This window comes from Vibrio sp. 1978 (genome assembly GCF_033344345.1).
Map to the genome: position 1 here is coordinate 82,749 of NZ_JAWPOP010000002.1, position 24,474 is coordinate 107,222.

Genomic DNA, 24,474 nt, shown 5'->3' on the forward strand with positions numbered 1-24,474 from the left:
CCTTAGCTCAGCTGGATAGAGTACCTGGCTACGAACCAGGCGGTCGGAGGTTCGAATCCTCCAGGACGCGCCACTTACTGAAACAGCCTCGCAATTGCGAGGCTTTTTTGTATCTAGACATCTGAAATATAGCGTAGGATCACTAGAGCCTATGTTCCTCTTTTTTAAAAGCGAATATGTGCGTATCTAAGCAATTTGCTATCAAGCTTCTGTCGCATCGTGTGAAATCATCCTGATTATCCCTCCTATACACTGACTTCCATTTTTCATTTCAATTACTCTCATGTAGTTACTTTGTTTTTTATTTGTTTATTAATTGTTAACTTTATTCATCTTTTTGTTTTTGTTGGTTTTTACTGCGTGAGTACCGATTTGATTTTGAAATCTAAATCGCAGTTTTTATTTATGTCCTCCTTTACTCTGTTCGTAAGGTGATAGCGATTTGAAGTGATTATTTTGTCATGAACTGTGATCTGTGTAGTGAATAAATAATCATTTATCAGGATTACTACAAACCTTCCTTAAACAAAATTGACAAAATTTAACCAATCGAGATAATCCATGGGTCGGGATTTGACACTATTAAAGTCCTGCACGTTGTCAGGATGACAAAGAAAGGAAGCAACATGACTAATATAGGAAGCCTGCTAGTAGATGCGGCCACCCTGATGCTAACGGGGATGGCGGTCGTATTTATTTTCCTCACTATTCTTGTTTATCTCGTTCGGTTAATGTCGAAATTGGTACCAGAAGAAGTACCAGAGCCGATCGCAGCACCAAAAACAAACACTAATATTCAATCAACCTCTTCAGCTGTTAGTCCACAAGTAGTGGCGGCGATCTCGGCTGCGATTCATAAACATCGCGCCTCATTCGCGAAGTAGCCGAACTAGGATTAAAAAGGAGTTTAAGAGCATGTCTAAACCACTAGCTATTACTGATGTGGTCCTTCGTGATGCCCATCAATCACTATTTGCTACGCGTATGCGTATTGAGGATATGCTGCCTATTGCAGCTGAGTTGGATAAGGTTGGTTACTGGTCTCTAGAGACTTGGGGTGGTGCAACATTTGATTCTTGTATTCGATTCTTAGGGGAAGATCCTTGGGAGCGTTTACGTGAACTAAAAAAAGCGATGCCTAATACACCAATGCAAATGCTACTGCGTGGTCAAAACCTTTTAGGATACCGCCATTATGCCGACGACGTAGTAGAGAAGTTTGTTGAACGCGCGCATGCTAACGGCATGGATGTATTCCGTATTTTTGATGCAATGAATGACGTGCGAAACTTCCAGAAAGCCGTTAAAGCAACGGTTGATGTTGGTGCGCATGCTCAAGGTACGTTGTCTTACACTACGAGCCCAGTGCATAACGCAGACACTTGGGTTGACTTGGCAAAACGCCTAGAGGATTTAGGTTGTCACTCGCTGTGTATTAAAGATATGTCTGGCTTACTTAAGCCTTATGAAGCGGAAGAGCTTATCACGCGTATCAAAGCGTCTTGTGATGTGCCATTGGCACTTCATTGTCATGCAACAACGGGGCTGTCTACAGCAACAGCGGTAAAAGCAGTAGAAGCCGGTATTGATATTCTCGATACTGCGATTTCTTCAATGAGTTGTACTTACGGTCATACACCGACTGAAACGGTAGTTGCTATGCTAGAAGGCACCGAGCGAGATACCAATTTGAAACTCGAGCAACTGGAACCTATCGCCGCATATTTCCGTGAGGTACGTAAGAAGTATGCGAAGTGGGAAGGCCAGTTAAAAGGAGTCGATTCACGCATCCTGATTGCTCAAGTGCCTGGTGGTATGCTGACCAATATGGAAGGCCAGTTGAAAGAGCAGGGCGCTGCGGATCGCATTGATGAAGTATTAGAAGAGATCCCTCGTGTACGTGAAGATCTTGGTTTCATTCCATTGGTGACTCCAACTTCACAGATCGTCGGTACGCAAGCGGTGATTAACGTTCTTACTGGCGAGCGCTATAAGAGTATTACCAAGGAAACCGCAGGTCTATTGAAAGGTGAGTACGGTCAAGCGCCAGCCGAGTTAAATGCAGAACTGCAAGCGAAAGTGCTTGATGGTAAAGAGCCAATTACCTGTCGTCCTGCCGATTTACTTGAGCCTGAAATGGAGACGCTTACGGTTGATCTGATGGAGAAAGCGAAATCAGAAGGCATTAAGCTAGCAAGTGAGCGTGTTGATGACGTACTCACTTATGCACTTTTCCCTCAAGTTGGACTTAAGTTCCTTAAGAATCGTGAAAACCCAGAAGCATTTGAGCCAGCACCAACGCTAGAAGCTGCGAAGCCTGCTGTACCTGTAGCTCAACCAGCAACTGGTGGTGTAGAAACTTATAGTGTACGTGTTGACGGACAGGTGTATGAGGTGGAAGTTGGCCCTCAAGGTGAACTGACATCTGTTACTCCTTCTAATGCACCGGCAAAATCGGTTACACCTAGCACACCTTCTAATGCTTCAGCTGAAGCGGTACCTGCTCCTCTTGCAGGTAACATCTTCAAAGTGAATGTTCAGCCTGGTGCTGAGGTAGCTGAAGGCGATGTATTGCTCATCCTTGAAGCGATGAAAATGGAAACTGAAGTACGAGCGGCGCGTGGTGGTGTGGTTCAAGAGCTGAACGTTAAAGAAGGCGATGCTGTCACAGTAGGTGCGCCTCTGTTGAGCCTGGCGTAAGGGAGTATCATGGACGGATTGTTAACCCTTTGGGCAGAAACAGGGATCGCTAACTTCGAGTTCGGCCAAATCTGTATGATGCTGGTTGGTTGTACCTTGCTGTTTTTGGCAATTAAAAAAGGATTTGAACCTTTACTGTTATTGCCGATTGGTTTCGGTGCTATTTTGGCGAATATTCCAAATGCTGGCTTTACTGAGCCTGGTGGCTTGCTCTACTACGTTTACTACATTGGGATTGAATCGGGTGTGTTCCCGCTATTGATCTTCATGGGTGTAGGCGCGATGACCGACTTTGGTGCTTTGATCGCAAACCCAAAAACGTTGTGGTTAGGTGCGGCTGCGCAGTTTGGTATTTTTGCAACACTGTTTGGCGCTATTTTGCTCAACTATGTACCTGGCATGGAGTTCTCCATGGCAGATGCATCGTCTATCGCGATCATCGGTGGTGCTGATGGGCCAACAGCGATTTTCTTAGCGAGTAAGCTCTCTCCAGATCTGCTAGGTGCGATTGCAGTCGCGGCATACAGCTATATGGCATTGGTGCCGATCATCCAGCCACCAATCATGAAAGCACTGACAACCAAGGAAGAACGTCAAATTAAGATGGCTCAGCTTCGTCATGTTGGTAAATGGGAGAAAGTCATCTTCCCGCTTGCTGTATTACTGATGACGATTCTGTTCTTACCTTCAGCTACGCCATTGGTTGGTATGTTCTGTTTGGGTAACTTGATGCGTGAAGCTGGTGTGGTCGATCGTTTATCGAAAACTGCTCAAAATGAATTGATCAACATAGTGACTATTTTTTTAGGTCTTGGTGTTGGTTCTAAGCTGCAAGCTGAGCAGTTCTTGAACCTAGAAACGTTAGGTATCTTGGGGTTAGGCGCAGTTGCATTTAGTATCGGTACTGGTGCGGGCGTCCTGATGGCGAAACTGCTTAACAAGTTCTCGAAAGAAGACATCAACCCACTTATTGGTGCGGCTGGCGTTTCTGCGGTACCAATGGCCGCGCGAGTCGTAAACAAAGTTGGTTTACAAGCTAACCCGCAAAACTTCTTGTTAATGCATGCGATGGGACCAAACGTTGCTGGTGTGCTGGGTTCAGCCGTTGCGGCTGGTATATTGTTAGCACTTGTTGGTTAGACATTATTGAAAATGGAATGATCAACCAATTTACAAAATCACGATTAACTTAGGTTAACAAAATGGTTTATAGTCAAAGGGATGCTTTCGCATCCCTTTTTGTTTTCTTGCAGGGAATGGTTTATGGAACACAAACAGATCGTTATCACTGAGTTTGGTGATGCCAACGTACTCGCGATTCAACATGCTTCTACACCATCACCACAGCCTGGTGAAGTCTTAGTAAAAGTCGCTTTTTCAGGCGTAAATCCTATTGATGTCAAAACTCGAGCTGGGCTCGGTTGGGCGGCAGCGCAGAATAAGAATAATTTACCTTGGGTGCCAGGTTACGACATCTCAGGAAAAGTGATGTCTTGTGGAGAGGGGGCATCACGTTTTAATGAAGGTGAGGAGGTGGCTGGATTTATTGGTTTCCCAGTTCGAGGCGGTGGTTACAGCCAATACATATGTGTTCCAGAAACTGAGTTAAGTCATGTTCCTAGCTCTGTCACTTTAGAAGCAGCTGCTGCATTACCGTTGGCGGGACAAACTGCGGCACAAGCTCTCAGTAAGGCTAATGTGACGGAAAATGATCGCGTACTTATCCTCGCTGGAGCCGGTGGTGTTGGACACCTCGCGGTACAAATTGCGATCGCGACGAAAGCGGAAGTCTTTACAACCTGCAGTGAACGAAATCTAGACTACCTTGCGACGCTCGGTGCTCATGCAGTGAACTATCAATTTGCACCAGTGTCAGAACGTGTTGAAGATGTTGATGTTTTGATTGATTTAGTAGGCGGAGATGCTGCGTTAGATGCGCTTAAATGCCTGAAAGACAATGCGAGAGTCATCACCGTTCCAACCATAACTGCTGAGCTGATTTGTGAAAAAGCCAAACTCCTAGGCTTTGAGGCTAGTGGCATGTTGGTTGAACCAGACCCTGCGCAGTTAGATACCTTGTTGTACATGGTCGGCGTTGGCTTACTGAAGACTGAAATTCAACAGGTTTATCCTATGAGTGATGTCATTGGTGCTCACCAGCAGGTCGAATCAGGAAGAACCAGAGGCAAGGTGTTGCTTGATATGACATGCTAGAAGCATTTAACACGAGTTTTGAAAGTTTAGCGCTTTGGTTTTCAGATTCAGCATTATGGGTGCTTTTCATGACCGGTTTTCTCAGTGCCACGTTGTTGCCTGGTGGTTCTGAGGCGGGCTTAGTTGCCACTCTCTCATTAAATCAATACTCCGTTTCTTCAATTGTTATGGTCGCTACTATCGGTAATACGCTTGGTGGCTTAACAAATTATTGGCTTGGCTTGTGGATTCCCAACAAAGCACAAGAGGAAAAGCACGGTCATACCGCATTAAAGTGGCTCTCTAAGTATGGCTATTGGGGATTATTTTTTAGCTGGTTACCTGTAATTGGAGACCCGCTGTGTTTAGCCGCAGGGTGGCTAAGAATGAAGTTTCTGCCTTGCGTGATTTTAATATTTTTAGGAAAGGCTGCTAGGTATAGCTTACTTGCGGTCATCTATCTCGGATTATTTTAAGGAAAGTACATGAAGATGTTTTGGGTTGGCGCGTGTTCACTGTTGGTGATCACGGGCTGTGCATCAAATACGCCAGTTTCATCACTGCCGAAAGGGGTAACTTTCGTTGAGTCATCGAAAGCTGAAGAAGGCAAAGTTAAGATTCCATACCAAAAGTATAAACTCGATAATGGTTTAACGGTGATCTTAGCTCCTGAAGATTCTGACCCATTGGTCCATGTGGATGTGACTTACCATGTTGGTTCAGCTCGTGAAGAAGTGGGTAAGTCTGGTTTTGCGCATTTCTTTGAGCACATGATGTTCCAAGGTTCAGAGAACGTTGGTGACCAAGAGCACTTCAGGATCATCACAGAGGCTGGAGGCACGTTAAATGGTACAACAAACCGCGATCGTACTAACTACTTTGAAACTGTCCCTGCTAACCAGCTCGAGAAAATGCTGTGGTTAGAGTCTGACCGTATGGGCTTTTTGCTGGATGCGGTTTCTCAACGCAAATTTGAAATTCAGCGTTCGACTGTAAAAAATGAGCGAGCCCAGCGTTACGATAATCGTCCTTATGGCTTAATTTGGGAGCGCATGTCCGAAGCGCTATATCCTGAAGGTCATCCGTATTCGTGGCAAACCATTGGTTATGTTGAAGATCTTGATCGTGTTGATGTGAACGACCTCAAAGCGTTTTTCTTGCGTTGGTATGGCCCAAACAATGCGACTATCACGATCGGTGGTGACTTAGACGTTGAACAAACTCTAGAGTGGGTAAATAAGTACTTCGGTTCGATTCCTCGTGGTCCTGAGGTTGAAAATGCGCCGAAAAAACCTGCAAAACTGCAAGAAGACAAATACATCACGCTAGAAGATCGTATTCAACAACCTATGGTGATGATCGCGTGGCCAACAACCTACAACGGCGAAGAAAGCCAAGCGTCTCTCGACACGTTATCAGAAGTATTGGGTGGCGGTACCAACAGCGTGCTCTATCAAGACCTAGTGAAGACTCAAAAAGCGGTCGATGCTGGTTCATTCCATGACTGTGCTGAACTGGCGTGTAACTTTTACGTTTACGCAATGGGCGATTCTGGAGACAAAGGCGACCTATCAAAACTGTACGACGAGCTTTTACAATCACTGAATCAGTTTGCGGAAAAAGGCGTGACAGAAGATCGCCTTGAGCAGTTGAAGGGTAAAGCGGAAGCGGATGCTATTTTTGCGCTAGAAAGCGTTAAAGGTAAAGTGACTCAGTTGGCTTCCAACGAGACATTTTTCGGCGATCCTGATCGTCTTGAGCAACAGCTTGAACAAATCCGTGCAGTTACGCCGACTTCGGTAGAAAAAGCGTATACGGACTTTATCCAAGGTAAGAACAAAGTGACCCTAAGCGTGGTCCCAAAAGGAAAAACAGACCTTGTCGTAAAACCTGCGACCTTTGTGACACCAAAGCGTACGCTGCCAGAATATGAGAAGATTTCCGATGACCAATTGGCGTATCGTCGTGCGACCGATAACTTCGATCGCTCAGTGCAACCTCCAGTAGGAGAACCAGTGAAAGCGACGATGCCAGAGCTGTACGAGTTACATTTCAAGAATGGCTCAGAGCTGCTTGGTGCAGTTAGCGACGAAACGCCGACGGTGATGATGCAATTTAGTCTACCTGCAGGGACACGTTTTGTTGAAAAGGGTAAAGAAGGTCTTGCCCAATTGACCGCTGCGATGTTGCAAGAAGGTACAACGAAACGCAGTGTCGAAGAGATTCAAGCTGAGCTTGATAAACTGGGTAGTGTTATCTCTGTTAATGCCACAGGTTATACAACAAACATCAGTGTTTCTGCTCTAGAAAAGAACTTAGAGCCGACGTTAAAAATTGTCGAAGAGATGTTGCTGTCTCCTGCATTTAATCAAGATGATTTCGAGCGTGTAAAAATGCAAGCGCTAGAAGGCCTGGTATATGAGCACCAAAATCCAAGTTGGATGGCGTCACAAGCGAGTCGCCAGGTGCTCTATGGGGATTCGGTTTTTGCTCGACCAAAAGACGGCACGCAAGCAGGTGTCAGTGCATTAACGTTGGATGATGTCCGTGAATTCTACTCGAAGCATTACACGCCACAAAGTGCGCAAATCGTTGTTGTTGGTGACATCAATAAACAGGAAATTGAGCAGCAACTGACGTTCTGGAAAAACTGGCAAGATGAAGCTGCGCCATTGTATGCACCGCAAAGCATTGCTGCATTAGGTGAGCAAAAGATCCATCTTGTTGATAAACCAGGAGCGCCGCAAAGTGTGGTCATGATGGTTCGTCAAGGTATGCCTTACGACGCAACGGGCGATTTTTACCTAAGCCAACTGGCAAACTTCAACTTAGCTGGGAACTTCAATAGCCGCATTAACCAAAATCTACGTGAAGACAAGGGTTACACATACGGTGCTTACGGATATTTCTCTGGTAATCCAGAAACAGGCTCGGTGGTTTTCACCGCGCAAGTACGAGCGGATGCAACGGTTGCTTCGATCATTGAGATGAAAAATGAGCTAAATGAATACTCGCAGTCAGGTATTACTGATGAAGAGATGAAATTTATGCGTCAAGCGGTCGGTCAAAAAGATGCACTGAAATATGAAACACCAACACAAAAAGCGGAGCTCATCAGTGATATTCTTAAGTACAACCTCGATCATGATTACTTGCAGCAAAGAAACGCTATCGTAGAAAAAGTCGATAAGCAGACGTTGAATGCGCTGGCTCAGAAATGGTTTGATCCAAATGACTATCAAATTATCGTCGTTGGTGATGCTAAATCGTTGCGTCCTCAATTAGAAAAGTTGGGGAAAGACGTAGAAGAGCTTGAAATCATTCGATAGAGTACACATTTAATAGCGGAGAAACGTTTCTCCGCTATTCATCTAGATAAGCAACTTTTCGTGGGTTATTTATCTAGATGCATTAATTATCAATAACTTAGCTTACACTTGTGTTATGTAACAAGTGTCCTGCTCCCAATATAAGCGAACCTCATTTTGACTGATTTTGCTGCGCGACTAAAAAAAGTTGCATCAAACCCCGAAGTATTTAAGCAGTTTGGACGCGGTGTTGAGCGAGAAACTTTGCGCTATCGTCAGGATGGACATCTAGCTACAACTCCTCATCCTGAAGGGTTAGGCTCTGCGTTCACAAATCAATGGATCACAACGGATTTTTCGGAATCATTGTTAGAGTTCATTACGCCTGTGTCACATGAAATTCCAGAGCTGATGGCACAGCTGAAAGATATCCATCATTTCACTCAAACCAAAATGGGTGAAGAGAAAATGTGGCCATTATCAATGCCTTGTTACGTAGGCTCAGAGGATGATATTCAGTTAGCCCAGTATGGCTCTTCGAATGCAGCGAAAATGAAAACGCTGTACCGAGAAGGCCTAAAGCGTCGCTATGGCAGCCTGATGCAAATTATTTCAGGTGTCCATTTTAACTTCTCGTTTTCTGAAACATTTTGGGATGCGCTCTATGGCGAGCAAGATGAACAAGCCCGCCAAGATGCTAAGTCTGATGCGTACTTTGCGTTGATCCGTAATTACTACCGCTTTGGCTGGATGATTCCCTACTTCTTTGGTGCATCACCAGCGTTATGTGGCTCTTTTATTCAAGGTCGTGAAACCGATCTGCCATTCGAGAAGATTGGCGGGACATTATATTTGCCGAAGTCGACGTCTTTGCGTTTGAGCGATCTTGGCTATACCAATAGTGCTCAAAGTGTGCTGAAAATTGGTTTTAACAGCATTGACCAATACCTCGATGGTTTGAGTGATGCGATTCGCCACCCATCAGAAGAGTTTGCGAAAATTGGGGTAAAAGTGGATGGTGAATACCGCCAGCTTAATTCCAATATCTTACAAATTGAGAATGAACTGTACGCTCCGATTCGTCCAAAACGTGTATCGAAAAGTGGTGAGAAGCCTTCAGATGCGTTACGACGCGGTGGTGTCGAATACATTGAAGTTCGTTCTCTAGATGTTAACCCATTCAGCGCAGTGGGCTTAAATGAAGAGCAAGTACGATTCTTGGATCTCTTCCTTACCTGGGCGGCCTTGTCAGACTCAGATCCTATGGATAACTGTGAATTAGAGTGTTGGCGCGATAACTGGAATAAAGTCATTGTTTCTGGCCGTGAAAAAGGTCTAATGCTGCAAATTGGTTGTCAAGGTGAACGTCTATCTCTACAAGATTGGGCACACCGAGTTTTCGTCGAGTTACGTCAAATAGCACAGCAAATGGATATGACCGCTGGTGGCAGTGCATACCAAGATGTGTGTAATCAACTCGAGACATGGATTGATAACCCAGAACTAACGATCTCTGGTCAACTATTAGAGCTAACGAAAGAACTGGGTGGGCTAGGTAAAGTTGGTTGTACTCTTGGTATGAAGTACCGTGATGAAAACCTAGCTCACGGTTATCAGTACTACTCACAAGATACGATGGAAACGGAAGTAGCGTCGTCCGTGGAAAAACAAAAGCAAGCAGAGCAGAGTGACACGCTTTCTTTTGATGATTTTTTGGAAGATTACTTTGCTTACCTGAAGCAGTAATGACTAACTAAGGATTGGTGGGGTTGAACATTAAGTCGTCAGTAGTAGCGGTACTTGGAGGCGTGCTACTTGCAGGTTGTGCTACGGCACCGCCAAAGCAGCAGAATAACTTATGCGAGATATTCCGAGAGAAATCCGGTTGGTACGATGATGCCAAAGATATGGAAGATGAATGGGGGACCCCTATTCATGTCGCTATGGCCATCATTAAACAAGAAAGCAGCTTTCGGCACGATGCAAAACCACCTAAAGATTATTTGCTAGGGTTTATTCCTTGGGGACGAGTCAGCAGTGCGTATGGTTACGCTCAAGCTCAAGACCCTGCTTGGGAAGACTTCCAAGATGCCACAGGTCAGGGTGGCTCTCGTACCAACTTCGATGATTCTATGATGTTTGTCGGTTGGTATACTCATGAAACACGGCGTCAGCTAGGGATTTCATTATGGGATCCCTATAACCAGTATCTGGCTTATCATGAAGGGCGAGGTGGGTATAAGCGAGGTACTTATAATCGAAAGCCTAGTTTAATCAAAGTCGCTCGACGTGTTGAACAAACAGCGAAAACTTATGGCTGGCAGCTGAAGCAATGTCGTCAGGAATTAGAAGACAACAGCAGCTGGTTCTTTTAGCCCACAGTCAGTTCATGTGCTGTAGGGATGAATGACATTTATCCATTACCGAAAGGTACTGGAGTTACAATCAGGAGAGATGTAATGCCTTTACTCGATAGTTTTACCGTGGACCACACTCGTATGAATGCACCCGCTGTACGAGTGGCGAAAACCATGCAGACCCCAAAAGGGGATACGATTACTGTTTTCGACTTACGCTTTACTGCGCCAAACAAAGACATTCTTTCTGAAAAAGGTATTCACACCCTAGAGCACCTTTATGCAGGCTTTATGCGTAATCACCTAAACGATGATTCTGTTGAGATCATCGATATTTCGCCTATGGGTTGCCGCACAGGTTTTTACATGAGCCTGATTGGCACACCATCAGAGCAGCAAGTCGCAGATGCTTGGATTGCAGCAATGGAAGATGTGCTGAAGGTAGAAAGTCAGAATAAGATCCCTGAACTTAACGAATACCAATGCGGCACGGCAGCAATGCACTCTTTAAAAGAAGCACAACAGATCGCAAAGAACATTTTGGATGCTGGTGTTTCGGTGAACAAAAATGATGAACTTGCTTTGCCTGAGTCGATGTTAAAAGAGTTGCGCATCGACTAGGTGCTCATTAAGAGAAGCATATTGCCCCAATAAGTAAAAAAGCCTGACATGAGTCAGGCTTTTCTTTTGGTTATTTGGATGTCGATTTTTTCTTCTTCGGATAAACACGAACGAGCTTGATTCGGTTCTCTTCAATCTCAACAAGTTCCATTGGGTGACCCGCTACTCTCACGCTTAAATGGCTCTCTGGAATATCTTCCAGGTGCTCCAAAATAAGACCGTTTAACGTTCTTGGGCCATCCGTTGGTAAATCCCATTTCAGGCCTTTGTTAATATCTCGAATATTGGTGCTGCCTTCAATAAGAAAGCTTCCGTCACCTTGAGGACTGATTTCATCAGAGAGGCTTGGAGAAATTGACGTCGTGAACTCACCAATGATCTCTTCCAGAATATCTTCAAGAGTGATTAGACCGATGATATCACCGTACTCATCCACGATCAGACCGATACGTTGCTTGTTGCGTTGGAATTTCAACATTTGCACGTTCAGTGGTGTGCCTTCTGGGATGTAATAGACCTCATCAGCAGCACGTAATAGCGTTTCTTTGTTGAATTCGTTCTTTTCCAACATCAGACGATAAGCTTCACGCAAGCGCAGCATGCCAACCACTTCATCAATTTGGTCACGATAGAAAACTATGCGTCCATGTGGTGAGTGTGTTAGCTGGCGAACAATGGATTTCCAGTCGTCGTTAATATCAATACCGGTAATTTCATTGCGTGGGACCATAATGTCGTTCACGGTGACGTGCTCAAGATCTAAAATAGACACTAGCATGTCTTGGTGTCGGCGAGGGATCAAACCGCCAGCTTCATTTACCACCGTACGCAGCTCATCGGAGCTAAGATGATCTTCTGCTGAGTGATCCGCTCTTACACCAAGTAAGCGGATAAAGCCATTCGTAATAAAGTTAACAAGCATCACTAAAGGCGACAGTAACTTCATCAGTATGGTCAATAATATACTGCTCGCGTAGGACACACGTTCAGGGTAAAGCGCTGCAATTGTTTTAGGGGTAACCTCGGCAAAAACCAATACAACCATAGTTAGTGCACCGGTTGCGATAGCGACACCTAAATCACCATACAAACGCATACCAATAATGGTCGCGATCGCGGACGCGAGAATATTAACGAGGTTGTTGCCGATAAGAATAAGACCAATCAAACGATCTGGACGGTCTAATAGTCTTTCGACTCGCTTAGCACCCTTATGCCCGTTTTTGGCTAAGTGTTTTAAGCGATAACGATTCAGAGACATCATCCCTGTTTCTGAACCGGAAAAGTAACCTGATATGACGATAAGACACGCGAGTAGCGCAAACAAGATACCCGTAGAGATGTCGTCCAAAACGTTGCTGTTCCTTGTAAGTATTGGGTTATATAACGGTTGAGTAAGTCCGTTAAGTCAAAGAGTTAAGGCGTACTGTATTTTATCTAGCCTAAAATATAAAGGATAGGAGCCCTAGAGCTCCTTAATTCAAGATGATTTCTTTTACAAAGCGACTGCCAAAATATGCCAGAGTTAACAGTGTTGCTCCTGCAACAGCGAACCATGTGACTTTTCTACCACGCCAGCCTTTTTGATAGTGACCCCAAAGCAGTATTGAGTACACCACCCAAGCGATGAAAGAAAGAATGCCCTTATGTGCCTTACCTTGGGCAAACATATCCTGCACAAAGACAAAGCCAGTAATGAGCGTGGCAGTTAACAATAAGTTACCGATCAAAATAATTTTGAAGAGTTGACGCTCCACCATTAATAGAGGCGGCAGGTTTGGGTTAATCGCCAAAGATTTTTTTGCTTTCAGTTTGTGATCCAGCCAAGCCAACTGAAGCGCATATAGTGCCCCGATAGTTAAAGTCGCGTATGAGAAGAGCGCAAATGAAATATGAATGAGTAGCTTAGGGTCATTCTCTAGGTGCTTTATAAACGTGCTTGGCAAAAATGTGGCAGCAGATAAATTGATGGCAGCAAAGCTATAAACGACAGGCAATAAAAACCACAGTCGGTTTTTCAACATAGCAAGGCTCATGACCAGAGAAATAATAAAACTGATCAAAGAAGCCACGTTGAGAATACTCAGGTTTTGACCTGAACCATCAAAGATCAGATCACTCAAAATCCACGCATGAAAAACAAGCGCACAGGCAGCACTAGCAAACACTGTTTTTGCTTTGATTCCTGACTGTTGTGAGAGTCCGGGTATGATGGTCGCAATCGCCAAGACATAAAGTATGGCGGCCGCGATGGCTATTAAGCTATCCATGAATCCTAAATATTATTGTGCACGATGGAGAAATTATACCTTGCATTACACTTTGGGGCTACGTTATATCCGACATCAATCGTGAGAGATGAGATATTGAAATTAATAAGTTACCGCACCATATATAAATAGAGACAAGAATAGGACAGCGGTACGGGTATGACTCAGACCTTGGCTAATGTATACTCACACTAATTAATCGCCATTTTAGCGAAGAGACAAAGATGTTTGAGAATTTAACGGATCGATTATCCAAAACGCTGAAAAATATCAGTGGTAAAGGTCGTCTGACCGAAGACAACATTAAAGAAACCCTACGTGAAGTCCGAATGGCTCTACTTGAAGCTGACGTTGCGCTTCCGGTCGTTCGTGAATTTGTGAACCGCGTTAAAGAAAAAGCGGTGGGCGTAGAAGTTTCTAAATCTCTGACTCCAGGTCAGGAATTTATCAAGATCGTTCAAACAGAACTTGAAGCCGTAATGGGTGAGTCGAATGAGGCGCTAAACCTTGCTGCTCAACCACCTGCTGTGCTTCTTATGGCTGGTCTACAAGGTGCGGGTAAAACCACATCGGTAGGTAAGTTATCTAAGCTTCTAAAAGAACGTGACAAGAAGAAAGTTTTGGTTGTGTCTGCCGACGTTTACCGTCCTGCGGCAATCAAGCAGCTTGAAACACTGGCATCAGACATCGGTGTTGACTTCTTCCCATCATCACCAGACCAAAAGCCTATTGATATCGCCAATGCAGCGATTGACCATGCGAAGAAAAAATTCTACGACGTATTGATTGTCGATACCGCAGGTCGTTTGGCAATTGATGAAGAGATGATGGGGGAGATCAAAGATCTTCACGCAGCTATCAACCCAGTAGAAACGCTATTTGTTGTTGACGCCATGACGGGTCAAGACGCAGCAAATACAGCAAAAGCCTTTGGCGATGCGCTACCTCTTACCGGTGTAGTTCTAACTAAGGTTGATGGTGATGCTCGTGGTGGTGCGGCACTTTCAGTACGCCATGTCACGGGCAAGCCAATCAAATTCTTGGGTGTCGGTGAAAAAACTGACGCGCTAGAACCGTTCCACCCAGATCGTGTTGCTTCACGTATTCTTGGCATGGGTGACGTTTTGTCTTTGATTGAAGACCTACAACGCAACGTTGACCAAGAAAAGGCAGAAAAGTTAGCGAAGAAGTTCAAAGAGAAGAAAGGTTTCGACCTTGAAGATTTCCGTGAACAGCTAGGCCAGATGCAAAACATGGGCGGCATGATGGGGATGATGGATAAGCTTCCAGGAATGTCCCAGCTACCAGACAATGTAAAAGACAAAGTCGATGACAAGATGTTCAAACAGATGGAAGCGATCATCAGCTCCATGACAATGAAAGAACGTCAACGCCCAGAAATTATCAAGGGCTCGCGCAAGAAGCGTATCGCGGCTGGTTCTGGTGTGCAGGTTCAAGATGTAAACCGCTTACTAAAACAGTTCACCCAAATGCAGAAAATGATGAAAAAGATGCAAAAAGGTGGCATGAAAGGCATGATGCGCAACATGCAAGGCATGATGGGCGGCATGGGTGGTGGCGGTGGCTTCAACCCATTTGGTCGTTAATTAATCGATCACGCATAGATTCAGGGTGTTAGGTACGTCACAAACTTTAAATTCAATTTATGTTGGTGAAAAAGTAACTAAACTCCTTGCATTGCTCCGGGAGAAGAGTAAAATTCCGGAGCTTTATTTTGGCACGAGACCCCAAACTGTTTAATTTCTTGAATGGTTTTTGGGGTTAATTTTATTTTTGAGAAAGCAAAGAGGACGACATGGTAACCATTCGTTTGGCACGTCACGGCGCTAAAAAGCGTCCATTTTATCAAATCGTAGTAGCGGACAGCCGCAACGCTGCAACTGGCCGTTTCATCGAGAAAGTTGGTTTCTTCAACCCAACTGCTAAAGGTCAAGAAGAAGGTCTACGTCTAGACCTAGACCGCGTTAACCACTGGGTTGGTCAAGGCGCGTCAGTATCTGACCGTGTTGCTAAGCTAGTTAAAGACGCTCAAAAAGCGGCTTAATTTTTTACTTGAAAAGTAGAAACTAGTTTATGTCGATGAAAGGTAAAGAAACAATGAGCAACGAAAAGATTGTTGTAGGCAAGTTTGGTGCTACTTACGGCATTCGTGGTTGGCTTAAGGTTTTTTCCTACACAGACAATGCTGAAAGCATTTTCGATTACAGCCCTTGGTACATTAACCAAAAGGGCAAGTGGGTTGAGTACAAAGTAGAAAGCTGGAAGCGCCATAACAAAGGTATGGTGGCTAAGCTGGAAGGCATGGATGTTCGTGAAGACGCGCATCTAATGACGAACTTTGAAATTGCTATTGACCCTGCGGTACTTCCTGAATTGTCAGAAGATGAGTTCTACTGGCGCGAATTGTTTGGGATGCAAGTTGTAACTACTAAAGGTTACGATCTAGGTGTCGTTACTGACATGCTAGAAACTGGCTCAAACGATGTTCTGGTTGTTAAAGCAAATCTTAAAGATGCTTTCGGGCAGAAGGAACGATTAATCCCGTTCCTTGAAGAGCAAGTGATCATTAATGTTGATCGCGAAGCTCAACGGATCGAAGTTGACTGGGATCCTGGATTCTAATCTCCAAAATTACAGAGCGAGATAAACATGTGGGTTGGCGTTATTAGCCTTTTTCCAGAAATGTTCCGTTCTGTTACTGATTTTGGAGTAACAGGTCAAGCGGTTAAAAAAGGTCTTTTGTCGATTGAGACTTGGAATCCTAGAGATTTCACTCACGACAAACATCGCACAGTCGATGACCGACCTTACGGTGGTGGCCCTGGTATGTTAATGATGGTTCAGCCTTTGCGCGATGCCATTCATACCGCGAAAGCAGCCTCACCGGGCAAGACGAAAGTCATCTACCTTTCTCCTCAAGGTCGCAAGCTCGACCAGAAAGGAGTGGAAGAACTGGCAACGAATGAGAACTTGCTTCTGATTTGTGGTCGTTATGAAGGGGTAGATGAGCGCATCATTCAATCTGAAGTCGACGAAGAATGGTCGATTGGTGATTTTGTGATGACGGGTGGTGAGATACCAGCCATGACGTTAATCGACTCTGTCTCTCGGTTTGTTCCGGGTGTACTAGGGGATTTCGCGTCAGCAGAAGAAGACTCTTTTGCAAATGGCTTGTTAGATTGTCCTCACTATACGCGTCCAGAAGTATTGGATGACAAAGAGGTACCAGCTGTACTGATGTCAGGCAATCACAAGGACATTCGTCAATGGCGACTCAAGCAGTCGTTGGGCCGTACTTGGCTAAGAAGACCAGAGCTCCTGGAAAACCTAGCTCTGACTGACGAACAGGAACAATTACTTGCTGAGTTTGTTAATGAGCATAAAGCCATTAAAGAACATAACGCAAAGTAACCTAATTTATTTAGTATCAGTTTATTCTAGGAATTTAAAAAATGAGTAACATCATCAAAGCTCTTGAAGAAGAGCAAATGAAATCAGACCTACCTAAATTTGCACCAGGTGACACTGTTGTAGTTCAAGTTAAGGTAAAAGAAGGTGACCGTGAGCGTCTACAGGCTTTCGAAGGCGTTGTAATCGCAATCCGTAACCGTGGTCTACACTCTGCTTTCACTGTACGTAAGATCTCTAACGGTGAAGGTGTTGAGCGTACGTTCCAAACACACTCTCCAATCGTTGATAGCATCGAAGTTAAACGCCGTGGTGCAGTACGTCGTGCCAAGTTGTACTACCTACGTGAGCGTTCTGGTAAGTCTGCTCGTATCAAAGAGAAACTTGCTAAGAAGTAATGCTATAACTAGCGTTCTCATCTTAAACGGAGTCCTTTTAGGGCTCCGTTTTTTTATTTGTGTAATTAGCTTGCTCGTTTCTTTTCGCCCGACCTGCACTGTCGATGCTCATGCACTGACGTACACTCCACGCCTCTGTCTTGTTGTGAATAGATTCCTGATGTCGCTATGGCTCCTCGGAATGACAGGAAATGATGGTCAAAGATTACAGAGTACCGTGGTTAAAATTCGTCATTCTGGATAGCGACGAAGGACCGTGATTCAGAATCTACTAGTTGAGAATGTAAGTGTTTAAGTTGTTAGCTTCATCCTTGCTGTTAGTTGATTCTTAATGTCGCTATAGCTTCTCTGAATGATGGGAATTGATAGCCAAAGATTACAGGGTACCGCGGTTGAAATTCGTCATTCTGGACAGCGACGAAGGAGCGTGGTTAAAAATCTACTCGCTGAGAATGCTAGTTTTTAAGTTGTTAGCTTCAATCCTTGCTGTTAGTAGATTCCTGATGTCGCTATGGCTCCTCGGAATGACGGGAAATGATGGCCAAAGATTACAGGGCACCGCGGTTAAAACTCATCATTCTGAACAGCGACGAAGGAGCGTGATTCAGAATCTACTAGTTGAGAATGTAAGTGTTTAAGTTGTTAGCTTCATCCTTGCTGTTAGTAGATTCTTAATGCCGCTATGGCTCCTCGGAATGACAGGAAATGATGGTCAAAGATTATAGAGTACCGTGGTTAAAATTCGTCATTCTGGACAGCGACGAAGGAGCGTGATTCAGAATCTACTAGTCGAGCATGCAAGTGTTTAAGTTGTTAGCTTCATCCTTACTGTGAGTAGATTCCTGATGTCGCTATGGCTCCTCGGAATGACGGAAAATGATGGTCAAAGATTATATAGCACTGAGGTTCAAATTCGTCATTCTGGACAGCGACGAAGGAGCGTGATTCAGATTCCCCAAGAAGGAACCTAGGGTATTCCTTTACCCTAGGTCTCAATTTAATACTGGTCTTCAGACCAGCCATCACTATCGGACATATCGGGTGCGCCTGGGATGGTGTTTTCTTCATCTGCCCATTCACCAAAATCAATCATTTGGCATTGTTTACTGCAGAAAGGGCGATGAGGACTTTGTTCTCCCCATTCTACGTCGGCGCCACATTGTGGGCATTGAACGATGGTAACTTTAGACATAGTTGAGCGTCCCATTACTAATTGGTGTTAAAGGGTAGTATACCTAAACGAATTAAAGATGGCTTATTCAACGCGCTATTGCTGCTACGAAATTTTATCAAATATAAGCGCAATAAAGCGTTGAATTTTAGATTATGGAGGCGAGGCGTAGTGTCGTCTTAGCTGCAAACAGCAAGTTCAAATTCAATATCTTGTGTGCATGCTTGACCGTTTTCAAACGACATGAACTTGATCGCAAAGCGGTTTTTATGGCCTGAAATCATAGGATACACGCCATATTCCATTGGGATGTGAAGTCTTAGAATGTTGGCTTCATCAGCGTCACTTTGGAAGAAACCTGCACGACCGATTTGAGCTTTGAAATGTCCGGTCTCTCTAGTGAGCTTTAACCATAACGAAAGCGCATCAGATAAGGGCTTTAAGCTTGCTTGCCACTGTTGTGCATCACGCTTTTTACGTTCAATAGGTAGATGAAGCCAGTAGTGTAATGCTGGCAGATCAAAACAGCATGAACCACCCGGTAGATTAAAGCGTTGACGGATAGAGCTTAGGAAGCGATCTTCTTTTAATGCTTGGCCAAAACGTTCAGCACTCATTAGTTGGCTATGAACGACATCTATCTCTTGTAGCAAGGTATTTAATGCGTCTTGATCGACACCATCAACATTGAGCCAATGGCGGTACGACAGCCGTTGCTTCTCAAGATCTTTAGCCAGTTCACTTTTCAGTTGGATTTGTTCGAAGATCTCAACCATATCGAATAACGCACGGAAAAACAGTTGATACTGATGATTTTCGCTAAACCCAGAGGCCAAGTGAGCCTGACGCAGCAGAGACTCCACTCTTAGATAAATACGAGTTTTCTCATTTAACGGATGTTCAAATTTGTGCGTGGTCATCGACATAAGCCTTTGTGAGTTTCGTTCCTATTTTCGCAGATTTTTCTTACACATGGCTAGGTACTTTTCGTGCAAATCTGTGATTTGAAGCAAAAGATCAGGGTCACTTGGATTATTCTTAACCACATCGTCTGCAAGCGCGAGCCTTTGCTCTCTTGATGCTTGAGAGGCAAGGATGGCGCGAACTTGATCTTCACTCACATTGTCTCGTTTCATCGTGCGAGATATCTGTGTATTCGGTTCTACATCGACGACAAGAACGCGATCACACAAACTATCTAGCTTGTTTTCTACGAGCAACGGCACCACAAGTAACGCATACTCTGAAGTGACTTGCTGCAAATCTTCGATCATCTTTTCACGAATTATCGGGTGCAACAGTGCGTTGAGCCATGCTTTTTCATCTGAATTCGAAAAGATTTTTTCTCTCAGCTTTGCGCGATCTAAAGTTTGGTCTTCACGAACGATATCGTGACCAAAGTGTTCAATAATCGCGTTTAGGCCGGGAGTACCTGGCTCGACAACTTCTCTTGCGACAATGTCGGCATCGACGATATCGATTTTAAATTGTTGTTTGAACAGATTCGCGACGGTTGTTTTTCCACTAGCGATACCACCTGTTAAACCAATAACCAAAGCCATTTACACTCCTAGAACTGAAGTAAAGTACCAGTTTAAAATCTGGTCGCCCCAAATTAAGCTTATCCAACCAGCAATTGCTAAGTAAGGACCGAAAGGGAAAGCTTTTTCAATTCCCTGCTTTTGCAAGCGTAGTTGAATGATGCCAAATACGATGCCAACCACAGAAGAAAGTAGAATGATCATCGGCAGTGACTGCCAACCTAGCCAAGCTCCTAGTGCCGCCAGTAGTTTAAAATCACCATACCCCATTCCTTCTTTACCGGTAAGTAACTTAAAGCCCCAGTAAACGGACCAGAGACATAGGTAACCAGCAATAGCACCAATGACAGAATCTTGTAGAGTAACAGGACTTATTTCGACTAATGCTAAGGCAATGCCAGCCCAAGTTAATGGTAATGTTAATTGGTCAGGTAACAACATAGTATCGAGATCGATAAATGTTGCGGCGATTAAGATAAAAGTAAAAAAGAGTAGGGCAACGGTAAAGTAACTAAAACCAAAGTAATAAGCGATAAAGCCAGAACAGAACGCGGTGAGCAGTTCAATCAGTGGATAGCGTGCACTAATGGTTGCCTGACAGTTGTGACATTTGCCTTTTAAAAGCAGCCAGCTAATCACAGGAATGTTGTCGCGAATACGTATCGGTGTTGCGCATTTCTGGCAGGAGGAGCGTGGAACGCTCAAGGTCAGCACTTCTTTAGGAGGTTCTATTTTGTATTCAGGAAATGACTCGGCACATTCGCGTCGCCATTCTAGCTCCATGATTTTAGGTAGTCGATAAATAACCACATTGAGGAAGCTACCCACGATCAGACCGAAGATGGTGGCAAACACAACGAATAGCCAAGGGTAGTACTGGAATACTTCCATATTTGTCTCTTGAGCGATGAGTGAAATCAGCAAGATGCTGTTTTAAAGGAGTTAACAGCTCATTCTAGCCCAATACACTCATTAAGTTAAAGATTGGCAAGTACATTGCTGTCACTAATCCGCCAACAACGATACCTAAAAAAACGATAATTAGTGGCTCTAGGATTTTACTAAGGTTGTCGACGGTGTTGTCGACTTCAAACTCGTAGATTGTTGCAACTTTATTGAGCATATCGTCAAGTCGACCAGACTCTTCACCGATCATAACCATTTGTAACACCAATTCAGGGAACACATTACAGTTGCGCATGGCTACATACATTGGCATACCTGCGGCGGTATCACGGTAAACTTCTTCTATGGCGAGTTGATAGTGCAAGTTTCCTGAGGTTTTTGATGTGGTTTTTAAACTGGTTAGAATTGGAATACCCGCTGTAAAGCTTGTGGCGAGTGTTCGACTAAATTTGGCGATAGCGGCTTTTGATAATACGGGCCCGAGGACAGGAAATTTAAGCACAGAGCGATTGAGCATTAAGCGAAAAGAATCTGAACGCTTAGAGAGGATTCTCGCTGAGATGAATAGACTGATAGAGCCTAGTGCTATAAATGGGCTCCAGTTTTGTGTCCAGGCGGAAAGATCTAACACTTGCCTGGTAAACCACGGTAAGTCAGCACCAAAACCAACAAACATTTTTTCAAACTCGGGAATGACTTTGGTGAGCATGATAAACGACACTCCTAACGCTACTAGCACTACCATGGCTGGGTAAATCAGTGCTTTGATCACTTTCGCACGAAGCTGCTCATTTTTTTCTCGGTAGGTGGCTAAGCGCTCGAACACTTCCGCTAAGTTACCGGATTGCTCACCTGTTGCGATAAGGTCGGTATAGAGTGGGTCAAAGTGTTCACTTGCAGTGCGCATGGCTTTTGACATGGGCGTCCCCGCTTCAACGGCGCGTGTCACGCTCATCAAAATGGATTTCATCTCTGCTTTTTTATGATTTTCTGAGACCAATTTTAAAGCCTGAACTAAGGGTACACCGGTTATCAACATCGTCGAAATCTGACGGGTAAACACCGTGATGTCTCTGCCTTTCACGCGATGGCTGAGTTTAGTGAGAAACGAGATACTGCTTTTCTTTAACTTCTTGATCTTGATGTGCTGTGCGTCTAGACGCTCGCGTACTTCAATTTCTGTCATCGCGAGGGTTTGTCCAGACGTCTTTTTGCCTGAACTGTTGATGCCTTTCCAGCGGAAGTTTTTAAGTTGTGGTGTAGTGCTTTTCATAGAGGTGACTGCTGATTAAAGGATTAAAAATAAAGTACGCGCTGTAGTTCACTAAAACTTGTGATCCCTTGTTTGAGTTTTTCTATGCCCGACATTTGTAACGTGCTCATACCATTTGCGATGGCGAGTTTTTCTAGTTCATGTACCGAGGCACCTTTAATAAGCGCTTCGGAAAGAAATTCATCAAAGCGCATCACTTCATAAATCCCCGTTCGGCCGGAATAACCATGGGTACACTCATTGCATCCATCGGGATTGGCTTTAAAAATGTTGTCGCTTGCTTGAATTCCGAGATGTTGTAGCTGAACGGTAAGCTCTTGTGATTGTTTGCAGTGCGAGCACAGTTTACGGGCTAAGCGCTGGGCAATAATCAAACTAAGAGATGAGGCCAAGTTAAAGCTTTCTACGCCCATGTTTGATAAACGAATAACCGTTTCAGCCGCAGAATTGGTATGTAAGGTTGAAAGTACTAAGTGACCGGTTTGCGATGCTTTTATGGCGATTTCGGCGGTATCTAAATCACGAATCTCACCGACCATTACTACATCGGGGTCTTGACGTAAGAAAGAGCGCAGGGCTTCGGCAAAACCAAAACCAATCTTAGGCTGAACTTGAACTTGGTTAATGCCCGATAAGTTAATTTCTACTGGGTCTTCTGCCGTGGAAATGTTGATTTCTGGTTTATTGAGAATACTCAGCCCAGTGTACAGAGAAACGGTTTTTCCGCTCCCGGTTGGCCCTGTCATCAGAATCATGCCTTGTGGGCGACGCAGCGCATCCAAGTACAATTGTTTTTGTTGTTTGCTATAACCAAGCTTGTCGATATCCAATGACGCAGAGCTGCTGTCGAGCAGTCGTAGTACAATTTTCTCTCCAAATAGAGTAGGTAGCGTGGATACACGCATATCAATTGCGGTGTCTTGATTCAACTTGAGCTTAATACGCCCATCTTGTGGTAAGCGCCTTTCGGCAATATCAAGCTTAGAGAGGATTTTGATACGAGCGGATAAGCGGCGACTTAAGTGGCTTGGTGGCTGCTGTGTTTCAATTAAGATGCCATCACAGCGTAGGCGAACGCGGTACATCTTTTCATAAGGTTCAAAGTGGATATCGGATGCGCCTTTGCGCACAGCGTCCAACAGAATTTGGTTGATATAACGACTAACAGGAGATTCGTCTTGGCTCAAGTCTTCAATGTTGTCGATTTCATCTGCGCCCACGTCAACCAGATTGGCTAATTCTTCTTGGTTGATCTCTTTTAATCCAGACTTTTCTTGCCCAAGTGCTCGGCCATATAAGCGCCGAATCGCAGCGGTCAGCTCGCGAAAATCAGCGAGAACAAGCTCTACTTGCAACCCTGTCGCAAAACGAAAGTCATCTTCCGCTTGTAAGTTAGTTGGGTCTGCAACCGCGAGTGTTAATGTGGAAGATGTGCGATTGAGTGGCAAGGCATTATGTCGAGTGATCAGATCGCGCAAGCCAAGCTTTTGGCACAGCGACGAGTACTCATACTGACTGAGTGATGTGCAGGAAAGTCCAAAGATAGAGCTAAGGTGCTCAGTCAGCTCATGTGATTGGAAAAAGCCACAACTGAGCAAAGCCTCCGGCATTGAAATGCCAGAAGCTTTAGCTTGCTCAAGTAACGATTCTTCTTGGGAAAAAGACAGTATTCCCGCTTGACGAAGAACCGTTGAGAGGTTGGTTAGCATTACTAGTTAGTTGGGCAGAAATCTGCGTGGTTACCACCAGTAGAATTACATGTTACTCCCCATACCACTCCACTGTTACTTAAAGTTGGTGTTAAACGCACTTCAAAACCGGCTGGTAATCCACCTTTGCCATCAGTAGCATCAATAGTTGCGCTGATAAATGTGTCCGTATCAACTGTTCCTAGTGTTGTTTGCAATACAGAAGAGCTTATAGCAAACTTATCGTCACCAGTTGCCTTATCAAAAGTTTGCCCGTTAGGAACCCCACCAGTACCGTCCGTACAGTCCGTTTCAGAACTTAATAGACAGACACCCACGGCGGTTTTAAATGCATTCGACGCGTGTAACATCTCACTCGCGTGAGCTCGCTTTGTATAATTTTGGTATGCAGGAATTGCAAAAGCAGCCAAAACACCAATAATCGCCACCACAATCATCAATTCGATCAGAGTAAAACCCTGTTGTTTTTTCTGTTTACTGTTTTTCATTTTTAACCCTTTCCTAAAAATTAATAATGCTCTTGCATTAGCGAAAGATTATGGAGAGTTAAGGTGGGTTGAAAATGGGGAAGAGATGGGCTCTCGAGTGAGATAAAACT

Annotated in this window: 23 protein-coding genes; 14 read left to right on the top strand and 9 right to left on the bottom strand. The window is 44.4% G+C overall.

Annotation, left to right across the window (positions count from 1 at the left end):
• Nucleotides 1-626 precede the first annotated feature (626 nt).
• The 9 genes from R8N49_RS02395 (at nucleotide 627) to luxS (ending at nucleotide 11,179) form a co-directional block, all read left to right on the top strand.
• Nucleotides 627-884 (top strand): oxaloacetate decarboxylase subunit gamma, encoded by a 258-nt coding sequence (locus R8N49_RS02395; RefSeq protein WP_005379932.1) that lies wholly within the window; start codon nucleotides 627-629, stop codon nucleotides 882-884.
• A gap of 31 nt (nucleotides 885-915) precedes the next feature.
• Entirely contained in the window at nucleotides 916-2,700 is a 1,785-nt protein-coding gene (oadA, locus tag R8N49_RS02400; RefSeq protein WP_186584660.1) for a sodium-extruding oxaloacetate decarboxylase subunit alpha, read from the top strand.
• Between the two features lie 9 nt (nucleotides 2,701-2,709).
• Entirely contained in the window at nucleotides 2,710-3,840 is a 1,131-nt protein-coding gene (locus tag R8N49_RS02405) for a sodium ion-translocating decarboxylase subunit beta (RefSeq protein ID WP_005379935.1), read from the top strand.
• A gap of 123 nt (nucleotides 3,841-3,963) precedes the next feature.
• On the top strand, nucleotides 3,964-4,914 hold the full coding sequence (locus R8N49_RS02410; protein ID WP_186584662.1) for an NADP-dependent oxidoreductase: 951 nt from the start codon (nucleotides 3,964-3,966) through the stop codon (nucleotides 4,912-4,914).
• Complete coding sequence (locus R8N49_RS02415; RefSeq protein ID WP_025768180.1) at nucleotides 4,908-5,369, top strand: YqaA family protein; 462 nt, start codon at nucleotides 4,908-4,910, stop codon at nucleotides 5,367-5,369. Before R8N49_RS02410 ends, R8N49_RS02415 begins: the two co-directional genes overlap by 7 nt.
• A gap of 9 nt (nucleotides 5,370-5,378) precedes the next feature.
• Complete coding sequence (locus R8N49_RS02420) at nucleotides 5,379-8,222, top strand: M16 family metallopeptidase (protein WP_186584663.1); 2,844 nt, start codon at nucleotides 5,379-5,381, stop codon at nucleotides 8,220-8,222.
• Nucleotides 8,223-8,378: 156 nt separating this feature from the next.
• On the top strand, nucleotides 8,379-9,947 hold the full coding sequence (gene gshA / locus R8N49_RS02425; RefSeq protein ID WP_151515110.1) for a glutamate--cysteine ligase: 1,569 nt from the start codon (nucleotides 8,379-8,381) through the stop codon (nucleotides 9,945-9,947).
• Nucleotides 9,948-9,970: 23 nt separating this feature from the next.
• Nucleotides 9,971-10,576, top strand: a complete 606-nt coding sequence (locus R8N49_RS02430) for a hypothetical protein (RefSeq protein WP_186584664.1) — start codon at nucleotides 9,971-9,973, stop codon at nucleotides 10,574-10,576.
• An 84-nt stretch (nucleotides 10,577-10,660) separates the two neighbouring features.
• Complete coding sequence (luxS, locus tag R8N49_RS02435; RefSeq protein WP_005379945.1) at nucleotides 10,661-11,179, top strand: S-ribosylhomocysteine lyase; 519 nt, start codon at nucleotides 10,661-10,663, stop codon at nucleotides 11,177-11,179.
• A gap of 70 nt (nucleotides 11,180-11,249) precedes the next feature.
• Here the strand turns inward: luxS and R8N49_RS02440 are convergent, their stop codons facing one another.
• Both R8N49_RS02440 and R8N49_RS02445 read right to left on the bottom strand, forming a co-directional pair.
• Complete coding sequence (locus tag R8N49_RS02440; RefSeq protein ID WP_005379948.1) at nucleotides 11,250-12,530, bottom strand: HlyC/CorC family transporter; 1,281 nt, start codon at nucleotides 12,528-12,530, stop codon at nucleotides 11,250-11,252.
• A 124-nt stretch (nucleotides 12,531-12,654) separates the two neighbouring features.
• Nucleotides 12,655-13,449 carry an inner membrane protein YpjD gene (locus R8N49_RS02445; protein ID WP_005379950.1) on the bottom strand — a complete coding sequence of 265 codons (795 nt, stop codon included), beginning with the start codon at nucleotides 13,447-13,449 and terminating at the stop codon, nucleotides 12,655-12,657.
• Nucleotides 13,450-13,673: 224 nt separating this feature from the next.
• Between R8N49_RS02445 and ffh the strand changes: the two genes are divergently transcribed.
• From ffh to rplS, 5 genes are all read left to right on the top strand, one after another.
• A complete protein-coding gene (gene ffh, locus R8N49_RS02450) occupies nucleotides 13,674-15,056 on the top strand; it encodes a signal recognition particle protein (RefSeq protein ID WP_005385423.1) in 1,383 nt (460 codons plus the stop codon).
• A gap of 209 nt (nucleotides 15,057-15,265) precedes the next feature.
• Nucleotides 15,266-15,514: a 30S ribosomal protein S16 gene (gene rpsP / locus R8N49_RS02455; RefSeq protein ID WP_005379962.1), complete on the top strand. Its 249-nt coding sequence runs from the start codon at nucleotides 15,266-15,268 to the stop codon at nucleotides 15,512-15,514.
• 29 nt (nucleotides 15,515-15,543) lie between these two features.
• Nucleotides 15,544-16,092 (top strand): ribosome maturation factor RimM, encoded by a 549-nt coding sequence (gene rimM, locus R8N49_RS02460; protein WP_005379964.1) that lies wholly within the window; start codon nucleotides 15,544-15,546, stop codon nucleotides 16,090-16,092.
• 27 nt (nucleotides 16,093-16,119) lie between these two features.
• Nucleotides 16,120-16,881, top strand: a complete 762-nt coding sequence (gene trmD, locus R8N49_RS02465) for a tRNA (guanosine(37)-N1)-methyltransferase TrmD (RefSeq protein WP_005385420.1) — start codon at nucleotides 16,120-16,122, stop codon at nucleotides 16,879-16,881.
• 41 nt (nucleotides 16,882-16,922) lie between these two features.
• Entirely contained in the window at nucleotides 16,923-17,276 is a 354-nt protein-coding gene (gene rplS / locus R8N49_RS02470; protein ID WP_005379971.1) for a 50S ribosomal protein L19, read from the top strand.
• Nucleotides 17,277-18,273: 997 nt separating this feature from the next.
• On the opposite strand, the gene yacG is transcribed toward rplS, so the two are convergent.
• The 7 genes from yacG to R8N49_RS02505 all read right to left on the bottom strand — a co-directional run bounded on the left by yacG (nucleotide 18,274) and on the right by R8N49_RS02505 (nucleotide 24,364).
• Nucleotides 18,274-18,468, bottom strand: a complete 195-nt coding sequence (gene yacG / locus R8N49_RS02475) for a DNA gyrase inhibitor YacG (protein WP_017635922.1) — start codon at nucleotides 18,466-18,468, stop codon at nucleotides 18,274-18,276.
• A 158-nt stretch (nucleotides 18,469-18,626) separates the two neighbouring features.
• Nucleotides 18,627-19,367: a cell division protein ZapD gene (gene zapD, locus R8N49_RS02480; protein WP_017820392.1), complete on the bottom strand. Its 741-nt coding sequence runs from the start codon at nucleotides 19,365-19,367 to the stop codon at nucleotides 18,627-18,629.
• 27 nt (nucleotides 19,368-19,394) lie between these two features.
• Complete coding sequence (gene coaE, locus R8N49_RS02485) at nucleotides 19,395-20,009, bottom strand: dephospho-CoA kinase (protein WP_017635920.1); 615 nt, start codon at nucleotides 20,007-20,009, stop codon at nucleotides 19,395-19,397.
• The gene (locus R8N49_RS02490; RefSeq protein WP_017635919.1) at nucleotides 20,010-20,879 is read right to left on the bottom strand and encodes a prepilin peptidase; all 870 of its coding nucleotides are present in this window, start codon (nucleotides 20,877-20,879) and stop codon (nucleotides 20,010-20,012) included.
• A 64-nt stretch (nucleotides 20,880-20,943) separates the two neighbouring features.
• The gene (locus R8N49_RS02495; RefSeq protein ID WP_017635918.1) at nucleotides 20,944-22,167 is read right to left on the bottom strand and encodes a type II secretion system F family protein; all 1,224 of its coding nucleotides are present in this window, start codon (nucleotides 22,165-22,167) and stop codon (nucleotides 20,944-20,946) included.
• Between the two features lie 23 nt (nucleotides 22,168-22,190).
• The gene (gene pilB, locus R8N49_RS02500; RefSeq protein ID WP_132936924.1) at nucleotides 22,191-23,876 is read right to left on the bottom strand and encodes a type IV-A pilus assembly ATPase PilB; all 1,686 of its coding nucleotides are present in this window, start codon (nucleotides 23,874-23,876) and stop codon (nucleotides 22,191-22,193) included.
• A gap of 2 nt (nucleotides 23,877-23,878) precedes the next feature.
• Nucleotides 23,879-24,364 carry a pilin gene (locus R8N49_RS02505; RefSeq protein WP_025768185.1) on the bottom strand — a complete coding sequence of 162 codons (486 nt, stop codon included), beginning with the start codon at nucleotides 24,362-24,364 and terminating at the stop codon, nucleotides 23,879-23,881.
• Nucleotides 24,365-24,474 lie beyond the last annotated feature (110 nt).